Here is a 21,918-nt window from a genome sequence, read left to right on the forward strand (position 1 = left end):
TACATCCATGAATTTAATAGAACAAGCCAAAGAATTCGTAGAAAAACAGTTCAAAGATAAACTTTCTAATTCATATACCTATCATAATATCAGTCATACAAAAGATGTTGTGGCCGCTGTTGAAATTATTGCTGCACATGAAGGTGTAACGGAGAAAGAGCTAGAAATGTTGCTTCTTGCTGCTTGGTTTCATGATATGGGTTATATCAATGGCTGTCAAAAACACGAAGAGAGTAGTGTAGTGTTTCTTAAGGAGTTTTTAGCCACACAACCCAACTTGCTTGCTTATCAAGAACAAGTTGCACAACTCATCATGACAACGGTTTACAGCTATGAACCGCAAAATAAATTAGAAAAAATTATCAAGGATGCCGATTATTACCATCTTTCAAAACGAGAATATGTAGATTCTTGTGGTGCATTGCGCGCAGAATGGCATAATTTAGATCAAAAAACATTTTCTGATGCTGAGTGGTGGCAAGAAAATTTAAACTTTCTTGCAAACAAACACCAATATTACACCACATTTGCCATTGCTAATTGGCAACCGTTAAAAGATAAAAACAAGAAAAGATTGCAAAAGAAAATTGATAAATCAAAATCAAAAGAGGAAATAGTGGTTGCTGAAAATCGTAAAAAAGAAGAAAAGCCCGATCGAGCTGTTGATACTTTGTTTAGAGTCACGCTCAACAATCATACGACATTGAGCGGGATTGCGGATAGTAAAGCCAATATTTTACTATCTGTAAATGCTATTATTATTTCGATCGCGCTTTCTATTTTGATCCCAAAATTAGATAGTCCTAAAAATGTGCATTTGATGATCCCAACATTCATCATGTTGATGTCAAGTGTCACCACTATCATTTTTGCTATTTTATCGACACGCCCAAAGGTGACGAAAGGTGTTTTTTCGCGCCAAGATATTGAGAATCAAAAAGTCAATTTGCTTTTCTTTGGGAATTTCTATAAAATGCCACTCGAAGAGTACCAATGGGCAATGAACGAGATGATGAAAGACAAGGATTATTTATACAATTCAATGATTAAAGATTTGTATTATTTAGGTGTAGTGCTCGAAAAAAAATACCGCCTTTTGCGATTGACCTACAATTTTTTCATGATCGGAATTATTGTCTCCGTAATTGCGTTTGTCATCGCTTTTAAAATGGTATAACATTATTGAATTTCATCGAGTAAATCTTGGTATGAATACAATTTCTCTAAAGGAGACGATATGTTGTTGCATACTTTGACACGAATGGCGCGCAAGCCAGAAACACCTTGTAAATCTTCTACTTCAAACTGTTCAATTGTAGGTTCGAGTATTTTTTTGAATTGTAAAAATTTAATGTAGTTGAGGTATTCTTGTTCCTCGTTATTGTGTGAATACACAATTGTAATTTTTTCTTGTCCTGTAATGCGCTCTTTTTTGTTTTTGATGTGTGCTTTGTCAATTCGTTTTTTGACTACTTCATAGCGTGCGTTGTAGGTGCCGTCAACATCAAAACGCTTTTCGTCCATTCGAAAACGAATAGAAATAGGAGAACTAAACACTAGTATCAAAGTAGTTACATCTAATTCGTAGGGTAAAGAAAACTTAAGTTGGTTGTGCTCCATAACCATTTCGCACAAGGTTTGTAATTGCCATAATCTCAAATTATGCAGATACAAATTTTCGAAACTTTTGGTTGGTGCAATAGAGGCGCCAATGTACAAATTGTGTTCTACGCCATCAGTTTTAAAGCGTTCGTAGTAATGAGGAAAAATTTTCTGCGCTTCTGCTTGTTTAGCATCCAGTAACGAAGCTAATTTTTTATTAACGATTGAAAGCGCATTGTCGAACTTTTTTCGGGAGTGATAAAATAGTCCAGATTTTTCGTCCAAACTCTCAAAATAATTATTGACTTCAATTTGCGTAGCCTCGCTAAATTTGGTAGTTTTTAAAATAGGATGAATCTCATTTTCAATATAATGCTGAATTTGCTGCTCGGTATCTGCTTTAAAGGGCTGATCCAGTTCGGAAATCAGGGTTTGAAGTTCAAATTTACGTTGTTCTACGAGTACCAAATTAGTGCTGGAATTATCGTTGCTAAACAAGTTTAGGAGCGCTTGTATTTGGTTTTTCAAGTCATCAGTTACGGTCTTATTGCGATGTTCTGATGAGCCTTTAATATCAATTTGGCCGTACAGCGGATACACTTCTTTGAAAACAATTTCTTTAAAAATGTAATCGCGTGTTTGCAATTGCACGTACTTGAGCGCTTCTTTTCTGAATTTCCAATACACACTTTGATGAATAGCGGTGTATTCACGTTGAATGACTGCTTCAATTTGGTTTTGCATATCAATATTGTAACGTTCGACGGTATCAATTAAATACGGCAAAATCAAATCTAGTTTACTAGCATTGATACTGTTTAATGCTCGCGGATTTGCTGAAACGAGTTCCAGTACACCAAGTAATACTCCGTTTTTTACAATAGGTGCAAAAACACAACTCTGAATGTTTTGGGATAATAAATGTTGTCCTAATTGTTCATTGCCAGGTATTTGACTAAAATTCGAAACATTAGAAATAGATACAATTTGATTATTGGATAACAAATTCTCAAACGAACAGCCCAAAAAGCCATCTTGGCAAGCTATTTCTTGCTGTTCATTTAGTATAAAACTATGTAAGCTACTGTCGTTAATGGTGGGCTTTATAAATTGATCTTCTTCCGCATTGTACAAAAGGATTCCCACTCGCAAGTCGGCTATTTTAAAAATAGATCTAAAGATTGACTCAGAATTTTCTTGAATTGCAATTTGTTCTTTATCAGGTTTCAAAAGATTACTTTTTAGCTTTGATATCGAACTTTCAGTGGTAGCATCGAATAAAATGGCAATACCAAATCCTTTTAAAATCCAACTTTCTACTGGGAATTTTTCTTTCCACAAAGCGATGTTATCAAAATTATCCATCAGTAAATCAATGTCTTCAGGAGTAATTTCAGGAGCTGAATCCGTTGGTAATATTTCTAAAAAGTCAGCATTGTACAAAATTCGGTATTGGTTCATGATTCCTTTTTTATTCGGAATTTCATAAAACAAAGGTTTGTTAAAATCAATCTGCTGACCGTAAATTTCGTTAAGTATGAGCGTACAACTCATGACGTAAAATTGATCGGCATCAAAGTCTTTTATGGCAATATCAAACAAAACACCAGCTTCGTCAACAATTTTTTTAAAGCGTTCGGTATAATTAAAAGTAAAATTTTGAAACGGAATGGCAACAGCTTTAATTTCGTTGTGCGTCAATGCCGTTGGGAATAAATCAGCCAATAAGTTTTTAATCAAGGCAGATTTTTCAAAAATCAAATCAAAATCTTCGATACCGGTTCTAAACTCCGGAAAAGGTTCAATTTCTTGTAAAAGAGCTTGCGCGTATTTGGCTCTATAATCCACATCGCTGTTGGCAATTTCTTCTAAATTTTCAATGAGTTTGTGAAAAGAAATTAAGGTTTTGAACGGACTTTCTTTAAAGAAAAATTGCGCCATTTTTTGTGATTTTTTGAAGGGTAAATTTACAAAGAAACACTGTTTTTAAATGCTAATTAATCATTTTATTTTTCTAAAAAAAATCTCCAAATGCAATTTACATTTGGAGATAGAATAGTAATACGAGCAAGGATTGTTTTCTTGCAGGTAAATATTAGTTTTTTTCTTCTTTGTTGAAGTAAACCAGGTAATAGTACATTTGTTTTTCTTCATCCCAGCCTTTTTCAACAAATTTTTCAGCACTTTCAGGATTGATAAAATCCATTTTAATTTGAATGTGCGTATCTAAATTGATGACATTTTTTATTGATTTTCTGGCATCAGAAACGGCTGCATTCGCAATAGGGAAGGAGGTAACGTCCTCAATGCTGTATTTCTCGCCTTTGTCGGTTTTGTAGTTTTTAAACTCCGGAATCAAATCTGGATTATCTAAAACTTCATTTAAAAAGTTAGTTTCTTCAAACTGATCGTTTTTTGCAAAATAGTTTACAGATCGGTTCATGAACATCACTTCTTCTTTTTTATCTTCTGCCGGGAAAACAACATCTTTTGCAAAGTTTTGACAGAATTTTAAATACTTTTTAGTAATGAAATTTTCATCCTCAAAAGCATCTACGGATAAAAAGTGCTCTAACCAGTAGCGTGCGTCATAACGGTTGCTATCTACGGTCAAAATTTTATATCCTTCTTCTTTTTTGTAGTTAAAAATCAAACAGCCTTTGTCAAGTTTATTCAAACTTACACCTTGCTGCAAAATCATTTCTAATTGAGAGGCCTTTTCTTCGAATTGTAAAAAGTCGGCTTGAATTTCACTCTTAAAAATACCAATGGCATCAACTACATTGTTGTCAATGCTTAAATTGGTTAAATAGGTTACGTAAACCTCACCATTTTTGATATGTGGATGATTGGATTGCTCAAACAAATGCGTGGTGATTTTTTTTGAAACCTCGTGAACGCTGTTTGGATTGTCAAAAATCTCGGTGGCGTATTTGAACATGTCGTTGTAATCCAAATCGATTTCATGTGCAAATTGGAAATAATTTTCTTCTTTTTCGCGAAACGGTTTAAAGAAAAATTCCTTCATTAGAGGCACAATTTCATCTTGCAACGCATACGGTTGCTCTGATAAAAATATAGCTTCGTTTCTACTCTTGTTACCCACTCTGTGAATGGATAAATTTTCGATATGGGTGTTGAATAAGTTGATCATATTACTCGGTAAGGTGCAAAGCAGCAAAGTGGCAAAGAAACAAAGGTTTTAATTTCGTTCTTTTACTTTTCTAATAAAGGAACACATCATTCTTTCTAGTTCTCTACTTGCTTCGTATATATTGTTAAATTGTAATTCAGTGATGTATTTTAAATTGAATGCTATTTCAATTTGAGTTTGTATTTCAAACAAGGATGCAGTTGCGATATTCAAAAATTTCAAATAATCTTTGTTGCCATCTCTTCCGTATCCTTCAGCAATATTACTTGGAATTGATATGGCACACCTTCTAATTTGTGAAGTTAATCCGTAAATTTCTTCTTTGGGAAATGTATTTGTTAACTGATAAATATCTGTAACAAGAATCATTGATTTTTGCCAAATTAGTAAATCTCGAAATGTGCTCATTACTATTTATTTAAAATTCTTTGAATCTTTGTTACTTCAAGCCTCAGAACCTTTGCCACTTAGTCCCTCAGTCCCTTTTTAAATTTAATTCCAATTCTCTTCAAAACCGTAATCTTCAAAACTGTCATCGCCTTCAAACATGTCTAAGTCATCATCATCAAAGCCATCTTCGAACTCGTCATTGTAATCATCTGCATTATCGGCTTCAAAGTTTTTTTCCATTGCTTCATCGGGCATTTCACCGTGAGAAAATAAAGTTTCAGGATAGAAATTTCCGGCAACTTGTTCTTCAATAGCGGCTAATTCTACTAAAAACGTCCACATATTGATAAAGTCGTATACGTAAATGATTTTCGTGTTTTCTTTATCTAAAATGTCCGACAATTTGTAGTCACTCATGGTTTTTTGTTCACCAGGAACATCGCCGGTATCAAACATCGGAATTTCTTCCTCTTGATTCCAAGTTTCATCACACGTATAAAAAGAAGCAACCTCCATTCCGTCAAAACCAAAAGAATTGAAAATAGCATTATGTAAATCCTCTAAAGTATCGTCTTCAAGTATTGCAATGTCTCTAAAAATATCTTCCTCGGCGTCTAGAATGACTCTAAATTTATAAACCATAATCGTTGTTTTTATTGAAAGGTCAAAGGTAAAATTTAATTTCAGATTTAAATTTTACTTTCTCGATTTGTTGATAAGATTTTTGTGTATTGCCATTGTACGGATTTCAAAGCAAGCCGAATTTTTAGACTTTATTTTTCATAAAACTCTATCGGTAAACCATCAGGATCACTGATAAAGAAAAACGATTTATTGGTGTATTCATCAACCCGAATTTCTTCAGCAATTAAGCCTTCAAGCAGGCACAAACGGTGAGTAGCTGCAATGTCATTTATCTCAAATGCCAAATGACGCAAACCCGCTGCCTCAGGACGAGACAGCCTTTGGGGCGGATTTGGGAATGAAAACAATTCGAGTATGTAAACGCCGTTCAGCGCTAAGTCTAGTTTGTACGATTGGCGTTCTTCGCGATACACTTCGTGAAGTATTTGCAAGCCGAGAAATTCAGTATAAAATTTTTTGGATTTTTGATAATCACTGCAAATAATAGCGATATGGTGAATTTTTGAAAGTGAAAGCATAGTAAGTGAGCAAAAAAAAGCCCAATCACTCGATTGGGCTTGGTGTTTTATTTTTTAGAGTCGGAGCATAAACCTACAATTTCATGGAAGGTATCGTGCAACGTAGTAATCGATTTTACGATAGCAGCATCATCGCCTTTGGCTACAACCAATTTGTGTAAGGCTTTGCTTTGCAATTGCAAACGCTCTGCCGAAGCTAAAATAGCATCTGTTCTAAATTCAGTTGGAATATCCGACTTTAATAACGAAGCTGCTTTTTGAACCATTTCCTCAGAGCGCGCCTTGATTGGTGCTAAATTACCTTCCTCGGCTGGATGAAAAGTTTCCGACATTACACCGTGAAATTCTTTAATTGCCGGCCATTTGTCAAAAGTACTTTGTGCCGATACTGAACTGGCAACTACAAATAAAGCAAATACCAATACTAATTTAAGCTGTTTCATTTTCTATGTTTTTGTTGTTAGTAAATCAAAGATAGGATTTTTTTGTAGTAGCCAAAAAAAATTATAAAAACCTTATGCTTTTAAATTTCGAATCACTCTCGCAGGATTTCCTACTGCAAGTGAATGATCAGGAATATCTCTCGTAACCACAGATCCTGCACCAATTACACAACCTACGCCAATAGTCACTCCTGGACAAATAACACTATTGCCACCTATCCAGCAATCATCGCCAATCGTTATTGGTAAAGCATTTTCGAGCGTTTTGCGCAATTCCGCATCAAGTGGATGCGTAGCCGTATACAATTGCACGTTCGGCGCTATAAAAACATTCGATCCTATAGTTACCGTAGCGCAATCCAGCACCACACAGTTTACGTTAAAATACACATTATCGCCACACACAATATTGTACCCGTAATCACAATGAAACGGTGGTTCAATATATAAATTGGTGCCAGCATTAGGAATCAATTCCTGAATAATTTCGCGCGCTTTTTTGGTCATTCTATACTCCGTTACATTCAAGCGGTGCAACAATAACTTCGCTCGTCGGCGGTCTTTTACTAATGTAGGATCACCAGCTAAATAATATTCGCCAGCAATCATTTTTTCTTTCTCTGATTTCAAATCCATTCTGTTTCATTTTTTTGGGCGTGCCCTCCGCAAAAGCTCCGGTCGGGCTATTCGTTACAATCTTTCCTGCCCCTTTTTTACAACGGGTCAGCAAAGGATTTTCACTACTATCCCTCACGCGATTCCCAGTATACTTATTTATTGCAACAAGGTAAATGTAGCCTAAAAATAAAAATTTCACAACTCAGACGGTATTTTCAACAGTTCGGTATTTTAGAATTTGCGGCACCAAGTAAGACCAATACTTTTGAAACGAAATAAAAAATCAAATCTTATGAAAACCATATTTACGCTGTTTTTAGTATTGCTTACCACTTGCATTTTTTCGCAAACTACGATTTCGGGCAAGATAGTCGACCAAAAAGGAAAAGCTATTTCGGGTGCCAATGTTTATCTTGAAGGAACTTATGATGGCAGTAGCAGCAATGAACTAGGTCAATTTTCTTTTACGACCACGGCAACAGGACAGCAAATTCTGGTGATTAGCTCATTGGTTTTTGAAAATTTGCGCACCCCAATTGATTTGGCAAATTACCAAGAAAAAACTTTTACTCTTAGCGAAAACGCTGTTGCTCTCGATGCCGTTGTAATTACTGCAGGTACATTTGAAGCGGGCGATAAATCGAGAGTTTCGGTTTTAAAACCGCTAGATATTGTGACCACAGCAGGATCAGCAGGGAATATCATTGCGGCTTTGCAAACCTTACCTGGAACGCAAACAGTAGGCGAGGACGGAAGATTGTTTGTTCGTGGTGGCGAGGCTAATGAAACACAAACATTTGTAGATGGGATTCGAGTAGCGCAACCTTATGGTGCAACTTCTAACAATTTACCTACTCGTGGCCGATTTTCACCGTTTTTATTTAGCGGAATCGCTTTTTCCACCGGTGGCTATTCTGCAGAATATGGCGAAGCTTTGTCCAGCGTGTTGTTACTCAATACTCAAGATAATCCAGATCAAAACAAAACCGAAATTAGTTTGATGACCGTAGGTTTAGGAATGGGGAATACCCAAAAATGGAAAAAGAGTTCCTTGAGCGTAAATGCTAATTATTTGAATCTCGCTCCTTATCAAGCTGCGATTCCTCAAAACGTAGATTGGAACAGTCCTTTTCAATCATTGTCTGGTGAAACGGTATATCGTTATAATTTCAACAATGGTATTTTAAAAGTATACGCTGCATTTGATGCTTCAAAATTTGATATCAATCAAGAAAACATCAATGCTCCAGAGAAAATAAGAGTAGATTTAAACAACGACAATTTCTATTTTAATACGTCTTACAAAGGAGTTTTTGGGAACAACTGGCAAATCACCTCTGGATTGAGTTATGGCTACAGCAACAATGCCATAAACTTAGATTCAGATAAAGTGACTAATGAAGAAAATGCAGCTCATTTAAAAGTGAAGTTGAAAAAAAGTTTCTCAGATCGATTAAAATTGTCTTTTGGAGCTGATTATTTTGTTACCCAATTCCATGAGGATTTCAGCCAAAATTCAGGTATGATTTTTAACAGTGGATATGATTCAAACATTGCAGCTGTGTACTCTGAGGCTGATATTTTCTTCTCTAAAAAATGGGCTGCAAAAGTGGGAATACGCGCAGCAAATAATAGTGTTTTAAACGAAAACGCTATTTCGCCAAGAGTTTCTTTTGCATACAAAATGGCTAAAAACAGTCAGTTTTCATTTGCTTATGGCGATTTTACTCAAACTCCTAACGCTGATTATCTAAAGTATATGTCAAATACTCCTTTAGAAAGTGAAAAAGCATCACATTATCTATTAAACTTTCAGTATGCTAAAAACGGAAAAACTTTTAGAGCCGAAACCTATTACAAAAATTATCGTGATTTAGTAAAATTTGATACTGATGTAGCTGCATTTAATTCAAATTATGATAATTCTGGTTCAGGATACGCTACAGGTTTAGACTTGTTTTGGAGAGATGAAAAATCTGTTAAAAATTTAGAATACTGGATTTCCTATTCTTATATAGATACCGAAAGAGATTATAGAAATTTCAAGGCCGCAGTTACACCAAGTTTTGTTGCTGATCACAGCTTGTCTATTGTTACAAAATACTTTATCACAAACTGGAAATCGCAAATAGGATTTACGAATTCCTATAGTTCTGGCCGACCGTACAACAATCCCAATGAAACAAAATTCATGAACGGTAAAACGAAAGATTTTAACAATTTAAGCTTTAATTGGGCGTATTTATTGGCTCCGCAGAAAATTTTATATTTCTCTGTCTCAAATATTTTAGGAACTCAAAATGTATTTGGGTACGAATACGCTAAAAATCCAAACAGCGCTGGCATTTACAACCGTAGAGAAATTATTCCTACTGCAGATCGTTTTTTCTTTGTTGGTTTCTTTTGGACCATCAGCAAAGATAAAAAAGATAATCAGCTAAGAAATTTATAAAGGTTCAAAGTCGCAAAGACACTAAGGTACAAAGAATGCGAATTTTGAAATTTATTACTTTGAACCTCAGAACCTCAGAACCTTTGCAACTAAAAATACAACTCATCCATTAAATTCTACAGTTCGGTAGGAATCAATTTTTAAGCTGTAAAAAGCAATCTACTTTTGAATCATCAAATAACAACAAGGTTTCAATCGTCACAAAAAAATCAACTTTAAAAACAAAACATCATGAGCAAAATTATCACTATCATCGCGTTTCTTATTACTAGTTTATTAAGTGCACAAACACAATTTGAGCAAGGAATGGGCAAAGCCTTACAATTATGGGGCGAAGGAAAATCAACTGAGGCAACCGATTTATTGGAGCGTATTGCAGCAGCCGAAAAAAATAGTTGGTTGCCTAATTATTACATTGGCTTGATAAATACCACAACTGCATTCCAAACAAAAGATGCCGAAAAATTAAACCTTTTATTGAGCAAAGCACAAAAAGCTATTGACATTGAAATGGATAAAAATCCAAAAAATGCCGAGTTAATTGTAATTCAAGCTATGATTCACACCGCCTGGATTGCTGCTGACCCAATGACAAACGGTCAAAAATTAGCTGGAACTGTAATGGATTTGTATGCACAGGCAGAAGCACTTGCACCGCAAAATCCTCGCGTAATTTTAAACAAAGCCGAATTCGAAATAGGCGGAGCGAAATTCTGGGGAACGGATACCAAACCAATGTGTGCGCAAATTGAAAAAGCTATCGGACTTTTTGCTACTTTTAAACCTGAAAGTCCATTTGCGCCAAGTTGGGGTTTGAATAACGCCTTAGCTGCTCAAAAAAAATGCAAATAAACATCATTATTAGTCTTTGCTGAATCTGGCGCAATACAAAACAATACTTAAAATGAACATACTTTATAAACAACTTCAAAAAGTAATTAAACTCACCGTGTTGATATTTGTTATTATGCAAATCATTAACGCTGTCATGGGAAGCACTGTAAGACTAGACCACCATTTAGTCACACAGTTTTTATTTACTGCCTTGTATACATTTTCACTTTATGCAGCAAATGCGGTTTTGTTTATAAAATTAGACTCTTTTTTTACAGATCGATTTTCAATTAAGAGATTGGTAGCAGGTTTTACAGGTTCTTTTTTAGTTTCATTACTAGTGATTTTCTTAATGCATGTTTTTGAAGTGGTAGTTTATGAAAATCAAACATTTGACTATTTCTTGGCAAACGAAAAACCTTCAAAATATTTGTTTGCTATCATCATTACTTTTTTTGTAACCCTGTCCGTACACGCTATTTCCTTTTACAAAGCGTATAATGAGAATAAAGTCAAGGAACAAAAAATTATTGCAGGTACAGCCAATGCCAAATTCGAGAGTTTAAAAAACCAAATTGATCCGCATTTTTTGTTCAATAGTTTGAATGTTTTGAGTTCTTTAATCGAAGAAAATCCTGATAATGCACAGCGTTTTACCACCTCTTTATCTAAAATATACCGCTACGTTTTAGAACAAAAAGACAAAGAGCTTGTAAGTGTTGCCGAGGAATTGGCTTTTGCCAAAACCTATATGAATTTATTGAAAATGCGATTTGAAAACAGCATCACCTTTCAATTACCAACTGATTTTGATAATTTAGAAGCTAGGGTAGTGCCATTATCCTTGCAATTGTTGCTAGAAAACACCATCAAGCACAATGTAGTAAGTGAAAACAAACCCTTGCAAATTACAATTTACATTCAGGATAATTACTTGGTAGTTCAAAACAATTTGCAAAAAAAAGAAGTATTACAAGACCGTCAAGGTGTAGGATTGCAAAACATTGTAAGCCGTTATGCCTTGCTATCAAAGAGAAAAGTTTTAGTAGAACAAACGGAAACAGACTTTAAAGTGCTGATTCCTATTTTAACCAAACAAATAGCCGCTATGGAAACAAATACAATTAGCAACGAAAATTTAGCGTACGCAAGAGCTAAAGAAAGAGTAGAAAAATTAAAAGGATTTTACGGAAATTTAATTTCGTACTGTATTGTAATCCCAATTTTAATCATCGTTAACCTGAGTTCGCCACATCCTTTTCAGTGGTTTTGGTTCCCGCTTCTGGGCTGGGGAATGGGACTTACCTTTCATGCACTCGAGACCTTTGGGTACGGTAAAAATTGGGAAGAACAAAAAATTCAACAGATTTTAAACAAAAACAAAACAAACAAATGGAACTAAATAAACCAAACAATAGCGAATTTGAGCAGTATCAAAGCGCTAAAAAGCAAGTGGAGGAATTAAAAGGGTTTTATTCGCATCTTGCTGCATTTATACTTGTAAATGGAATTCTGATCCTAATAAATTTTAGATATTCTCCAAACTATTTATTTTTCCTTTGGACTTTCGGAAGTTGGGGAATAGGACTTTTATTTCACGCGATTAGAGTTTTTAATTGGATTCCAGTATTCGGAAAAGATTGGGAAGAAAGAAAAATTGAGCAATACATACAAGCAGAGAAAAACAAAACTAATACCTACTAGTAATCATGACTACAACAGATCAAATAGCATACGATAATGCACTAAAAAGAGTTCGAAAAATTAAGGGTTTTTATACGCACCTTATTGTTTACATTGTTATCAACATTATGATTGTAGTGTTGAACACACAAAATCTTAAGTCAGACGAAAGCTATTTTCAATGGGGAAATTTTGCAACTGCAATTTTTTGGGGAATTGGTTTGGCCGCACATGGATTATCGGTTTTTTTACCTCCAGTATTTTTAGGACGCGACTGGGAAGAGCGTAAAATCAAAGAGCTGATGGAGAAACAAAAAAACTCGAATTGGGAATAACTAAATTCTTATTTTTACTCAGAAATAAAAGCCAAACGATCATTTGTAAAACAAGCATAACCATTCATGACAACATTAATTATAGAAGACGAAAAACCAGCTGCACGACTTTTACAACGTAAAGTAGAAAAGTTAGGCGTACAAGTGCAAACGATGCTTCACTCTGTAGAGGAGGCGGTGGAATGGTTTTCTACAAACGAACATCCGGACTTGATTTTTCTAGATATTCAGCTATCGGATGGATTATCGTTTGAAATTTTCGAAAAAGTTGAAATTAAAAGTGCTGTCATTTTTACAACGGCTTATGATGAATATGCCTTGCGAGCTTTTAAGTTAAACAGTATTGACTACCTCTTGAAACCAATTGATGAAGATGATCTTGAAGTTGCGGTAAGTAAATTCAAATCATTGTTGCCCAAAGAAGTAGTGTCTACTCCAAACCTAGGAATCGATTTTGAACAAATCAAAAAAATGCTGGCTAATCCGTTTGACAAAAGCTACAAGAAACGCTTTACTGTAAAAATTGGTCAGCATTTAAAAGTAGTAGCAGTCGACGAAATTGAATGTATATTTAGCGAAAACAAAGGAACATACTTGCATACTGTTGACAATCGGAATTACTTGATTGAGTCTACTTTGGAGCAGCTTGAGCAAGAATTAGATCCTAAAGATTTTTATCGCATTAGCCGAAAATTTATTGTGCCAATGAAAGCCATTAAAGAAATAGTAATGTATAGTAACTCTCGCTTGCGCGTTGTGCTACCTACGTACAAGGATGATGAGGTAATTGTAAGCCGCGAAAAAGTGGCTGATTTTAAAAATTGGTTGGGATAAAAATGGGTTAGTTAGCATATTTTATGACTAAACAGAATTGCGTATGAATGTTGTAGAAAAACTACAGGAAATTATAAGAGTTCAAGAAGAACAAACTAAAATAAAATTTGGGACACTGAATGAGCCAATTGACAGTAATGCGATTCAAGAAATTGAAGCCTTGCTAGAGGAAAAATTACCAAATGAAATTATAGCACTTTATGAATATGCAAATGGGCAGAATGATAGTGGCAATGGGATTTTTTTTGGAGAAAAATTTTGCAACTCGGAGGAAATTATTCGACAATTAAATTTCAGTAGAACTCTAATAAAGTATGAAGAAAATACCATTGCTAACCCTGATCAATCAGATTATTTAATAAAGAAAATTGTTGCTTTCTACGCCAAATTGGCACCTAAAAGCAGCTTTTTTGGCTTAAAAAAAGCTTGGTATAAAATAGAATTTCAATGTGGGCTCAATAGTTTTGGAGGTCCTTATCTTTATAAATCTGAAAGCACAACAGCTCATAACAGAGAGATAATGCGGGTAGATACAAGCGAAATTGAAGAATGCGTCAATGATTTATATAATCTTGAACAGCCAACTTATCGCTGGGACGAGTTACGATTTGTGATTTTTTCAGATGGAAACTACGAATTGGAACGATTTGCATACGACTTTGATAATGAAATTCCGTTCACGTCAACTCCGTCGCAAGCAATCAAACAAAAATATTTTCATTATAAATGGTTGCCTATATTTTCAGATTATGCTGGAAACTATATCGGAATCGATCTTGACCCTGATTCAAAAGGAAAAAGGGGACAAGTTATCAACTTTGGTCGAGATGAAGAAGACATGTTCGTGTTGGCAGAAAATCTCGAAGATTTGTTCGATAAGATATTAAATGAATTTGCTAAAGCAGAAAATAGCGTACTAAATTCTGAAAATCATTTGCACGAAATTTTAAAAGATCTTGTTTCGAAATAAACACTTTTTTACGGTTATGAACTATCAACTTTTCTTTTAATAATAGTCTGAAAATGTTTATTATTCTACAATCAAAAGTTCATTGATATGAAGAAATTTTTTAAAATTTTATTTTTATTGGCAACTGTTTATTTACTTGTTCCTTATACTATAAGGTCTATTTGGAAAGATAATGCAACCTCACTTCAAAAACATTTCTTTACTTGACTATTTTTGGATTGGCCTTATTTTAATTGTGATGATACTCCTCAATTTTAAATGGTTATTTTGGGACAAATTAAAAAGAAAAAAATAATCGGTTTAACTATATTTAAATCTTAGTTAGTTGCTGATAAATAACTTTATAAAAATTCACCGACCATTAGATAGTTGGCTTTATTGATAGAAAAGCTTATCAAAACAATTCATATTTAACTTTAATATAAAAGAAGATAAATACTGGTTTTTAGTGCTTTAGTGTAGAGTTATAGATTATATCTATGTTGGTTTAAACCTTGAAGAATGTTTTTCGAATAGCAATTAAAACCAAAATAAACCCTGTGTAAAAAATGAAAAACGGGATAATCCATTCTACTTTATCAAAGGCAAGTAAAGCGGCAATTAGTAGAAGTTGAAAACCCAAACCATAAATAGAAAGTAAGGTCATGAACCAGTTAGGGAATGTTTTTACTTTGTACGCATCAGCATCAAGCGTGTGGATGATTTTGTCAAACAAGCCATAAACAACAGTATAAATTTTGAACAAAATATCTACTGATTTTTGCGTTTCGCCAGGCAAAGCACGTGGCGATTTGTATTCGAATATTTTGCTTGTTGTATCACCGCCAACTGATTTATTACGTAAAATAACGTAATAATAATTATACAATGTGCCTTGCAGCTGAATACCAAAAAAGGCTAGCAATGTTGGTAACAAAGTTGTTTTTGAGATGTAACAGATTGTCATCAAAAACATAAAATTTAGGATAATGTCAAACACACTATCTAAGTACCTTCCGGTGTATGATGGAGTATTATTGAGTCGAGCCAATTCGCCATCAGCGGCATCAATGCCTGACTTTAGAACAATAAAAAAAGCAGCCCAAACATAAGCGCCTACTAGCATACAATAAATGGCTGTTAAACCCGAAAGGCCAAAAAGTAATGTAACGTGTATGGGCGTAAAGCGAGTGTTTTTTAATTGATTGGCAAGCAATCTTCCAAATGATCTTCCGTAATCAGACAAATCTAAAAACTGATCTTGGCTAGCAAGTTTTGACATTTTAATTTTAAATAGGCAACAAGAACTGCGACAATATAGTCAGGGTATTATACAGAAAGGATATTTTTCTTTCTGGTTTCCAAAAATAGGTAAAATTGCACACCAAACAACACTGTTGCCAAAACCAAATGAATCGTTTGTGTTCCAAAAGGAAAATCAAAGTAATACATGGCAATGCCCGAAGCAATTTCTAAAGCAAGCAAATATATAATCCATTTGGTTTTGCTATATCCTAAATTGCATTGGTTGTTGAGGTACAATAAATAGGCATTGATAGCCAAAACAACTATCGAAAAGGAACGGTGAAAGTAGAAAATCCAACTTGGGTTTTGCAACCACATGATTTCTGGCGCTCCTGTTTTTACAACGATATCAACTTGTTCACGAACATCAGTGCCCAAAATAATTTGAACTAAAGTTAGCAACAAAGCAAATATTAAAAGATTCTTGTATTTCGTAGGAGCGTTAACTGCAGGTTTATTGTTTTTTTGAACATTAAAAATAACATACAATTGCAATGCAACAATAAGTAGTGCCGCCAGCATGTGTGTGGTAATTTTATACGGACTCAAATCAGAGTCGACAACTGTTTTACCTAACCAGGCTTGAAATCCCATCAAAATGCACACGACAAAGGACAGGTAAATTAGTTTGCTATTTTCTTTGCGGTATCCAAAGGCTAGCGCAAATGTAATGACGCAAGCTATTCCCGCTAAGGCCCCAAAAAGGCGGTTTATAAATTCGACCCAAGTGTGCATTGGGTTAAAAATGGCGTAGTCGTGTTTGGTATATTTTTCCCAATTCGCAGCGTTAAAATTGCTAGCTGAGGTAAAGTCAGTTTTGGCCACCAAAAGAGCTTCATCTTTGATAATCACTTGCCCTTTTTCATACTGTTTAGAAGGTGTAAAAAGAAGTTGACTTTTTTCGGTTGGTGGAATGTAGTATCCAAAACATTTTGGCCAATCTGGGCATCCCATTCCAGAGCCTGTCAATCGAACAAAAGCTCCGGCAAATATGACCAAATAAACCAGTACTAAGGCTATTTTTGCTGATTTTAAAAAGTATTTTTTCATCTGAATTGGTAGAAAAATTGAGGTCTTTCTATCGACCGTTTTTTTATTTTTTTAGCGCTAAAATTGCAATTGTTTTGTTTTCGCAAAAATAGCTAAAAGCCCAGCATTGCTATTTGAAACAATAGTTAAACTTTGGCCAAACCCATCTTTGCTGCTTTGATCAACATAAAATCATAGGCTGCTTGATAATCGTTCGGGATTTCGCCTTCTAAAATTGCTTCTTTGATTGCCTCTTTTAAACGGCCAATTTCCATAGAAGGTTTTAAGTTGAAAATCGCCATGATTTCTTCTCCACTAATTGGTGGTTGAAAATTACGAATATGATCACGCTCTTCTACCTCAATGATTTTTTTACGAACTATTTCAAAATTTTTATGGTATTTCTTGAACTTGTTTGGGTTTTTGGTGGTAATATCTGCCTCGCACAAAATCATCAAATTTTCAACGTCTTCACCGGCGTCAAAAACCAATCGGCGAACCGCACTATCGGTTACCAAATCTTGAGATAAAACGATCGGTCTTGAACTCATTGAAACCATTTTTTGAACAAATTTCATTTTGTGGTTCAAAGGCATGTGCAAGCGTTCGAATATTTTTTTGGCCATTTTACCGCCCAAAAATTCATGTCCATGAAACGTCCATCCTTGTTTTTTATTAAATCGTTTGGTAGGTGCTTTACCAATATCGTGTAACAAAGCAGCCCATCGCAACCAAACATCATCCGTATTTGGGCAAATATTATCTACCACTTCTAAAGTGTGGTAAAAATTATTTTTATGTGTATGACCTTCGATTTCTTCGACTTGATTTAAGGCTGTAAGCTCAGGCAAAATTAAATCTAACAAACCTGTTTTATACAATAATAAAAAGCCAACAGAAGGTTTAGCAGTTTGTAAAATTTTGTTGAGTTCATCAACGATGCGTTCGCCAGAAATGATTTTAATTCGCTCGGCGTTTTTAGTAATAGCCTGCAACGATTCGGTTTCAATTTCAAAATTCAATTGCGTTGCAAATCGAATAGCGCGCATCATTCGTAACGGATCGTCAGAATAAGTAATGTCAGGATTTAAAGGTGTTTTTAGGATCTTTTTATCCATATCTTGCAGACCTTCAAACGGATCGAGTAAATCGCCATAAGTTCCTTCATTTAAGGAAATAGCCAAGGCATTGATCGTAAAATCACGACGGTCTTGATCGTCTTTTAAAGTACCATTTTCAACAATTGGGTTGCGACTATCTGATTGATACGACTCTTTTCGAGCACCAACAAATTCAATTTCTGTATCTTCAAAACGCAGCATGGCGGTGCCATAGGTCTTAAAAACTTGTACTTTTGGTTTGTTTGGCAAAAGTTGGGATACTTTTAATGCCAATTCGATACCGCTACCAACGGCAACGACATCAATATCTTTTTTGAAATCTCTTCCTAAAATGTAATCTCTAACGAAGCCACCAATCACGTAGCTTTCTACGTTCAGTTCTTGCGAAGCTTGGGAGATGATTTCGAATATTTTATTGTTTAATGCTTGTTTGTAATTCATTGTTTAACCGCAGATTCGCAGATTTATTTTTATTATTTTGTATTCACGATGCGCTTGTATTCGAGGGATTTTGAATTGAAATTAGCTAATAAAGCCAATTCATATCCAGAGACTTTTAGGTAATTAATACATTGATTGAAGTGGTTATTGTTGAAACAATCTACAGTTTTAACTTCAAGAATGATATTACCAAACACGACAAAATCGGCATAAAATTTATGTTTCAGGGTTGTGTTTTTGTATTGTACTTCAAACTCCTTTTCACGTTCAAAAATTATATTATGTTCGTCTAATTCGTATTCAATTGCATCTTTGTAAACGATTTCAGAGAATCCTTTGCCTAAGTTTTTATGCACTTCAAACAGAATTCCAATTATTTGGTACGTTTTATCTTTATTTAAATATACTTCTGACATAAAGGAGGAAATGAATTAATAATCTGCGAATCTGCGGTGAAAAGCATTATTAGATAATTATTTACGAATAACCTTCACCTGCGAATCGCTCGTTAATTTGATAATAGTTGATGGTTTTCCTCCAATTTTATCTTGGTGCAAATTTACAACATAGTCTACACCTTTTATAATTTCTGGATTGATATCTTTGAATGCAATAGGCGTGGGTTGGCCAGAGATATTTGCTGAAGTTGAAACTAGTGGTTTTTTCATTTTTTCCATTAGTTTAAAACAAAATGGCTCTTTTACTATGCGCACACCAAGCGATTTATCTGCCGAAATAACGTTAGGAGCCACATTTCTAGGATTGTCAAGGATTAAGGTGGTAGGTTTTTCAGATAAATCTATTATTTGCCAAGCTACTTCCGGAATGTCCTTAAAAACATTGTACATCATTTTTTCGCCATTCATCAACACAATCATGCTTTGCGTTTCGGCTCTTTGTTTGAGTTTGTATATTTTGGCTACAGCATCAGGATTTGTGGCGTCACAGCCAATTCCCCAAACAGTATCAGTAGGGTACAAGATAATTCCGCCTTCCTTGATAACTTCGTAAGCTTTGTGTATTTCGTTGTTAATATCCATTTTTCTGAGATAAATTCGATGCAAAATTAAGCAATATCCCAGAGGATTGCTATAAATTTAATTTTCAATAAATATGTTTTTCTTAATTATAAGATTATTTTTGTCAATTCATAACAAGTATAGTCTATCAAGTAGTTTTTAAGTGGGTGTGTGTTATAAATAATTCAAGATCGAATGAGTCAAAAAGTAAAAGTAGTTATTCCTGTATACAGAAGTTTTTTTGGAGAATTGGAGGAAGAATCCTTTTTGCAATGTCACGCTGTATTATCCAATTACGACATCGTTTTAGTACAACCAGAAGGTTTAGATACAAGTTTTATTACGGGTAAATATCCAAAAGTACAGGTCGAGTATTTTCCAAAATCTTATTTTCAAAGTATTGATGGATACAATCAGTTGTTGCTTTCTTCTACTTTTTATGAACGTTTTATAAAATCGGAGTTTATTTTAATTTACCAGTTGGACGCCTTTGTTTTTTCAGATCAATTGGCCGATTGGTGTGCTAAAGACTATGATTATGTTGGAGCACCTTGGATTGCAACTCAAGAAAAATTCCCATTGAAACAAATTAATGCTGTGCTAAAACCATTTAAATCACACCGCACCAAAAGAAGGGATGTGATTTTTTACAAAGTAGGCAATGGTGGATTTTCACTACGTAAAACGGCTACTCACTTTATAATAGCAACCGAACAAAAAGACGCTATTAAAAAATTGTTGGCCGATAAAGAACGTGATTTATGCGCCATTGAAGATGTGTTTTGGTCCATTCGTGTACCAGAATTATATCCAAATTTTAAAATTCCTCTGTATCAAGAAGCACTTGGCTTTGCTATGGATAGAAAGCCTGAATTGGCCATGAAGCTCAATAACAATCAAATGCCGTTTGGTTGCCATGGTATTAATAAAAATAAGGTGACCCATTTTTGGAAACCACTTTTACAGCAGTATAAAAAATAATTAGTAAAAAATGATGGCCTCTGAATCTATAGCCGATTGCATAAAGAATTTTAAAACAACTGGAACTGTTTTTGGTGACGGTCAGCGAAACATAATCAAATTATTTTCAGTGGATGGTGCGATGGTTAATATCAAATCATTTAAAATTCCCAATATTATCAATCAAATTGCGTACAAATATTTTCGTAAATCAAAAGCGCGACGCTCTTACGAATACGCTACTCGATTGTTAGAAAATGGCATTGGTACACCACAACCTTTGGCCTATGTAGAACATTTTAATTGGTTGGGTTTGCAATCTAGTTTTTATGCAAGTGCGCATTTACAAACAGAGTTAACTTACCGAGAATTAGTCCTGCAGCCTGATTATCCGGATCATGAAAATATTTTACGTCAATTTACCGCTTTTACTTTTTTGTTGCATGAAAAAGGAATCGAGTTTTTAGATCATTCGCCCGGAAACACACTGATAAAAAATGACGACAACGGACGCTATAGTTTTTATTTAGTTGATTTAAATCGAATGAATTTTCATCGTGAAATGAGTTTTGATTTGCGAATGAAAAACTTTTCTAGGCTTACGCCAAAAGAGGAAATGATTGCTGTTATGAGTGATGAGTATAGCAAATTAGCTGCTATTCCTTATGATGAAGTGTTTACAAAAATGAATTTTTACACTATCGATTTTCAAACTAAATTTCACAGAAAGCGCGCTCGAAAGCAGAAACTACTTTTTTGGAGGTAAGCTGGATTCCTTCCAAAGTTGTTTTAATTTTTGATATCTAACTCGAACCGAATTAGCATTTAGGTAACAAATGATTAGTCCCTTTTTGCCATCTAAAAAACCCAATCGAGCAATATAATTGTATAAAAAATTATAGAGGGGATGAAAAAAAGAACTGCCAAGTAACGCTTTTTCATTTTTTAAGAATTTCTCCTGAGCCTTTAATTCACCGTATCTGACTGTTTTCGCTTTGTATGAATTATAGTCGGTGTATGAATAGTGAATCAATCGATGGCGTAGGGCAGCAATTTTTCCTTGTACGTGCAGTTTTTCATGTACCAATTTATCATTTGCGTACTGAGCATATTTTTTGTTAAAAAGCCTGAATATTTTATCGGTTTGATTTCCGCTAAAACGTAATATTTCATTTTCAAACATAAATGTGCGCCTAAACAAATACGCTACTGCAGCAGGATTCTGTAAAGTAGTTTTAATTTCGTTTTGCAATTCAGGTGTCAAACGTTCGTCTGCATCGAGAAATAAAACCCAATCATTGCTTGCTAATGATAATGCATAATTGCGCTGGGCAGCATAGTTTTCAAACTTATTTTGATAAAATTTTACTTTAGAAAACACTTTGGAGACTTCTGCTGTACCATCTGTACTAAAGGAGTCAACCACGATAATTTCGCTTGCAAAATCAAGATCACTCAATAAGGTAGGCATTTGATGCTCCTCATTTAGCGTTATGATCAAAACGGATAAAGCAAGTGGGAAATCTGTGGTCATTATCTAGGATTGGTTTTAAAAATAAAAGTAAACGTTTGCATTTGAGAAATTG

General features: G+C 34.5%; 23 protein-coding genes. 10 read left to right on the forward strand and 13 right to left on the reverse strand.

From position 1 onward, the window contains the following. The first annotated feature begins 7 nt into the window (after positions 1 to 7). Positions 8 to 1,177: a Pycsar system effector family protein gene (locus tag G9Q29_RS07400; protein ID WP_166135046.1), complete on the forward strand. Its 1,170-nt coding sequence runs from the start codon at positions 8 to 10 to the stop codon at positions 1,175 to 1,177. 2 nt (positions 1,178 to 1,179) lie between these two features. Here G9Q29_RS07400 and G9Q29_RS07405 read toward each other — a convergent pair whose 3' ends face one another. The 7 genes from G9Q29_RS07405 to G9Q29_RS07435 form a co-directional block, all read right to left on the reverse strand. Next, a complete protein-coding gene (locus G9Q29_RS07405; protein ID WP_166135049.1) occupies positions 1,180 to 3,543 on the reverse strand; it encodes a GAF domain-containing protein in 2,364 nt (787 codons plus the stop codon). Positions 3,544 to 3,697: 154 nt separating this feature from the next. Continuing rightward, complete coding sequence (locus tag G9Q29_RS07410) at positions 3,698 to 4,756, reverse strand: nucleoid-associated protein (RefSeq protein WP_166135052.1); 1,059 nt, start codon at positions 4,754 to 4,756, stop codon at positions 3,698 to 3,700. Positions 4,757 to 4,804: 48 nt separating this feature from the next. Then, positions 4,805 to 5,164 carry a four helix bundle protein gene (locus G9Q29_RS07415; protein ID WP_166135055.1) on the reverse strand — a complete coding sequence of 120 codons (360 nt, stop codon included), beginning with the start codon at positions 5,162 to 5,164 and terminating at the stop codon, positions 4,805 to 4,807. Between the two features lie 84 nt (positions 5,165 to 5,248). Continuing rightward, complete coding sequence (locus G9Q29_RS07420; protein WP_166135058.1) at positions 5,249 to 5,788, reverse strand: plasmid pRiA4b ORF-3 family protein; 540 nt, start codon at positions 5,786 to 5,788, stop codon at positions 5,249 to 5,251. 131 nt (positions 5,789 to 5,919) lie between these two features. Then, the gene (gene gloA2 / locus G9Q29_RS07425; RefSeq protein WP_166135061.1) at positions 5,920 to 6,309 is read right to left on the reverse strand and encodes an SMU1112c/YaeR family gloxylase I-like metalloprotein; all 390 of its coding nucleotides are present in this window, start codon (positions 6,307 to 6,309) and stop codon (positions 5,920 to 5,922) included. Positions 6,310 to 6,356: 47 nt separating this feature from the next. Continuing rightward, entirely contained in the window at positions 6,357 to 6,752 is a 396-nt protein-coding gene (locus G9Q29_RS07430; protein ID WP_166135064.1) for a hypothetical protein, read from the reverse strand. A gap of 72 nt (positions 6,753 to 6,824) precedes the next feature. Next, on the reverse strand, positions 6,825 to 7,382 hold the full coding sequence (locus G9Q29_RS07435; protein ID WP_166135535.1) for a sugar O-acetyltransferase: 558 nt from the start codon (positions 7,380 to 7,382) through the stop codon (positions 6,825 to 6,827). 280 nt (positions 7,383 to 7,662) lie between these two features. On the opposite strand from G9Q29_RS07435, the gene G9Q29_RS07440 reads away from it, so the two are divergent. The 7 genes from G9Q29_RS07440 (at position 7,663) to G9Q29_RS07470 (ending at position 14,478) form a co-directional block, all read left to right on the forward strand. Further along, positions 7,663 to 9,822 carry a TonB-dependent receptor gene (locus G9Q29_RS07440; RefSeq protein WP_166135067.1) on the forward strand — a complete coding sequence of 720 codons (2,160 nt, stop codon included), beginning with the start codon at positions 7,663 to 7,665 and terminating at the stop codon, positions 9,820 to 9,822. Between the two features lie 231 nt (positions 9,823 to 10,053). Then, positions 10,054 to 10,674 (forward strand): hypothetical protein, encoded by a 621-nt coding sequence (locus G9Q29_RS07445; protein WP_166135077.1) that lies wholly within the window; start codon positions 10,054 to 10,056, stop codon positions 10,672 to 10,674. 52 nt (positions 10,675 to 10,726) lie between these two features. Beyond that, positions 10,727 to 12,058: a 2TM domain-containing protein gene (locus G9Q29_RS07450; RefSeq protein WP_166135081.1), complete on the forward strand. Its 1,332-nt coding sequence runs from the start codon at positions 10,727 to 10,729 to the stop codon at positions 12,056 to 12,058. After that, complete coding sequence (locus tag G9Q29_RS07455; RefSeq protein ID WP_166135084.1) at positions 12,049 to 12,360, forward strand: 2TM domain-containing protein; 312 nt, start codon at positions 12,049 to 12,051, stop codon at positions 12,358 to 12,360. Before G9Q29_RS07450 ends, G9Q29_RS07455 begins: the two co-directional genes overlap by 10 nt. A gap of 5 nt (positions 12,361 to 12,365) precedes the next feature. After that, complete coding sequence (locus G9Q29_RS07460; protein WP_166135087.1) at positions 12,366 to 12,674, forward strand: 2TM domain-containing protein; 309 nt, start codon at positions 12,366 to 12,368, stop codon at positions 12,672 to 12,674. 66 nt (positions 12,675 to 12,740) lie between these two features. Next, positions 12,741 to 13,508, forward strand: a complete 768-nt coding sequence (locus G9Q29_RS07465) for a LytR/AlgR family response regulator transcription factor (protein ID WP_166135090.1) — start codon at positions 12,741 to 12,743, stop codon at positions 13,506 to 13,508. Positions 13,509 to 13,551: 43 nt separating this feature from the next. After that, positions 13,552 to 14,478, forward strand: coding sequence for an SMI1/KNR4 family protein (locus G9Q29_RS07470; RefSeq protein ID WP_166135093.1), 927 nt, complete (start codon positions 13,552 to 13,554; stop codon positions 14,476 to 14,478). Positions 14,479 to 14,965: 487 nt separating this feature from the next. Here the strand turns inward: G9Q29_RS07470 and G9Q29_RS07475 are convergent, their stop codons facing one another. The 5 genes from G9Q29_RS07475 to G9Q29_RS07495 all read right to left on the reverse strand — a co-directional run bounded on the left by G9Q29_RS07475 (position 14,966) and on the right by G9Q29_RS07495 (position 19,393). Then, positions 14,966 to 15,739: a CDP-alcohol phosphatidyltransferase family protein gene (locus G9Q29_RS07475; RefSeq protein ID WP_166135095.1), complete on the reverse strand. Its 774-nt coding sequence runs from the start codon at positions 15,737 to 15,739 to the stop codon at positions 14,966 to 14,968. Between the two features lie 47 nt (positions 15,740 to 15,786). Then, positions 15,787 to 16,812, reverse strand: coding sequence for a COX15/CtaA family protein (locus tag G9Q29_RS07480; RefSeq protein WP_166135098.1), 1,026 nt, complete (start codon positions 16,810 to 16,812; stop codon positions 15,787 to 15,789). A gap of 125 nt (positions 16,813 to 16,937) precedes the next feature. Continuing rightward, the gene (locus G9Q29_RS07485) at positions 16,938 to 18,353 is read right to left on the reverse strand and encodes a CCA tRNA nucleotidyltransferase (protein WP_166135101.1); all 1,416 of its coding nucleotides are present in this window, start codon (positions 18,351 to 18,353) and stop codon (positions 16,938 to 16,940) included. Positions 18,354 to 18,385: 32 nt separating this feature from the next. Then, positions 18,386 to 18,769 carry a GxxExxY protein gene (locus G9Q29_RS07490; protein ID WP_166135104.1) on the reverse strand — a complete coding sequence of 128 codons (384 nt, stop codon included), beginning with the start codon at positions 18,767 to 18,769 and terminating at the stop codon, positions 18,386 to 18,388. Between the two features lie 57 nt (positions 18,770 to 18,826). Continuing rightward, on the reverse strand, positions 18,827 to 19,393 hold the full coding sequence (locus tag G9Q29_RS07495; RefSeq protein ID WP_166135107.1) for an L-threonylcarbamoyladenylate synthase: 567 nt from the start codon (positions 19,391 to 19,393) through the stop codon (positions 18,827 to 18,829). Positions 19,394 to 19,567: 174 nt separating this feature from the next. On the opposite strand from G9Q29_RS07495, the gene G9Q29_RS07500 reads away from it, so the two are divergent. Together G9Q29_RS07500 and G9Q29_RS07505 are read left to right on the forward strand one after the other, a co-directional pair. Further along, entirely contained in the window at positions 19,568 to 20,353 is a 786-nt protein-coding gene (locus G9Q29_RS07500) for a DUF5672 family protein (RefSeq protein WP_166135111.1), read from the forward strand. A 10-nt stretch (positions 20,354 to 20,363) separates the two neighbouring features. Then, positions 20,364 to 21,098 carry a Kdo domain containing protein gene (locus G9Q29_RS07505; RefSeq protein ID WP_166135114.1) on the forward strand — a complete coding sequence of 245 codons (735 nt, stop codon included), beginning with the start codon at positions 20,364 to 20,366 and terminating at the stop codon, positions 21,096 to 21,098. Here G9Q29_RS07505 and G9Q29_RS07510 read toward each other — a convergent pair. Beyond that, positions 21,081 to 21,866 carry a glycosyltransferase family 2 protein gene (locus G9Q29_RS07510; protein WP_166135117.1) on the reverse strand — a complete coding sequence of 262 codons (786 nt, stop codon included), beginning with the start codon at positions 21,864 to 21,866 and terminating at the stop codon, positions 21,081 to 21,083. The two genes, G9Q29_RS07505 and G9Q29_RS07510, sit on opposite strands and share 18 nt — an antisense overlap. Positions 21,867 to 21,918: the final 52 nt, after the last annotated feature.

Origin of the sequence: Flavobacterium turcicum (assembly GCF_011365745.1) — a bacterium.
Lineage (GTDB): Bacteria > Bacteroidota > Bacteroidia > Flavobacteriales > Flavobacteriaceae > Flavobacterium > Flavobacterium turcicum.

Coding starts and splice junctions, on each gene's coding strand:
- G9Q29_RS07400 (WP_166135046.1), top strand. CDS start 8: ATGAATTTAATAGAACAAGCCAAAGAATTCGTAGAAAAACAGTTCAAA.
- G9Q29_RS07405 (WP_166135049.1), bottom strand. CDS start 3,543: ATGGCGCAATTTTTCTTTAAAGAAAGTCCGTTCAAAACCTTAATTTCT.
- G9Q29_RS07410 (WP_166135052.1), bottom strand. CDS start 4,756: ATGATCAACTTATTCAACACCCATATCGAAAATTTATCCATTCACAGA.
- G9Q29_RS07415 (WP_166135055.1), bottom strand. CDS start 5,164: ATGAGCACATTTCGAGATTTACTAATTTGGCAAAAATCAATGATTCTT.
- G9Q29_RS07420 (WP_166135058.1), bottom strand. CDS start 5,788: ATGGTTTATAAATTTAGAGTCATTCTAGACGCCGAGGAAGATATTTTT.
- gloA2 (WP_166135061.1), bottom strand. CDS start 6,309: ATGCTTTCACTTTCAAAAATTCACCATATCGCTATTATTTGCAGTGAT.
- G9Q29_RS07430 (WP_166135064.1), bottom strand. CDS start 6,752: ATGAAACAGCTTAAATTAGTATTGGTATTTGCTTTATTTGTAGTTGCC.
- G9Q29_RS07440 (WP_166135067.1), top strand. CDS start 7,663: ATGAAAACCATATTTACGCTGTTTTTAGTATTGCTTACCACTTGCATT.
- G9Q29_RS07445 (WP_166135077.1), top strand. CDS start 10,054: ATGAGCAAAATTATCACTATCATCGCGTTTCTTATTACTAGTTTATTA.
- G9Q29_RS07450 (WP_166135081.1), top strand. CDS start 10,727: ATGAACATACTTTATAAACAACTTCAAAAAGTAATTAAACTCACCGTG.
- G9Q29_RS07455 (WP_166135084.1), top strand. CDS start 12,049: ATGGAACTAAATAAACCAAACAATAGCGAATTTGAGCAGTATCAAAGC.
- G9Q29_RS07460 (WP_166135087.1), top strand. CDS start 12,366: ATGACTACAACAGATCAAATAGCATACGATAATGCACTAAAAAGAGTT.
- G9Q29_RS07465 (WP_166135090.1), top strand. CDS start 12,741: ATGACAACATTAATTATAGAAGACGAAAAACCAGCTGCACGACTTTTA.
- G9Q29_RS07470 (WP_166135093.1), top strand. CDS start 13,552: ATGAATGTTGTAGAAAAACTACAGGAAATTATAAGAGTTCAAGAAGAA.
- G9Q29_RS07475 (WP_166135095.1), bottom strand. CDS start 15,739: ATGTCAAAACTTGCTAGCCAAGATCAGTTTTTAGATTTGTCTGATTAC.
- G9Q29_RS07480 (WP_166135098.1), bottom strand. CDS start 16,812: ATGAAAAAATACTTTTTAAAATCAGCAAAAATAGCCTTAGTACTGGTT.
- G9Q29_RS07485 (WP_166135101.1), bottom strand. CDS start 18,353: ATGAATTACAAACAAGCATTAAACAATAAAATATTCGAAATCATCTCC.
- G9Q29_RS07490 (WP_166135104.1), bottom strand. CDS start 18,769: ATGTCAGAAGTATATTTAAATAAAGATAAAACGTACCAAATAATTGGA.
- G9Q29_RS07495 (WP_166135107.1), bottom strand. CDS start 19,393: ATGGATATTAACAACGAAATACACAAAGCTTACGAAGTTATCAAGGAA.
- G9Q29_RS07500 (WP_166135111.1), top strand. CDS start 19,568: ATGAGTCAAAAAGTAAAAGTAGTTATTCCTGTATACAGAAGTTTTTTT.
- G9Q29_RS07505 (WP_166135114.1), top strand. CDS start 20,364: ATGATGGCCTCTGAATCTATAGCCGATTGCATAAAGAATTTTAAAACA.
- G9Q29_RS07510 (WP_166135117.1), bottom strand. CDS start 21,866: ATGACCACAGATTTCCCACTTGCTTTATCCGTTTTGATCATAACGCTA.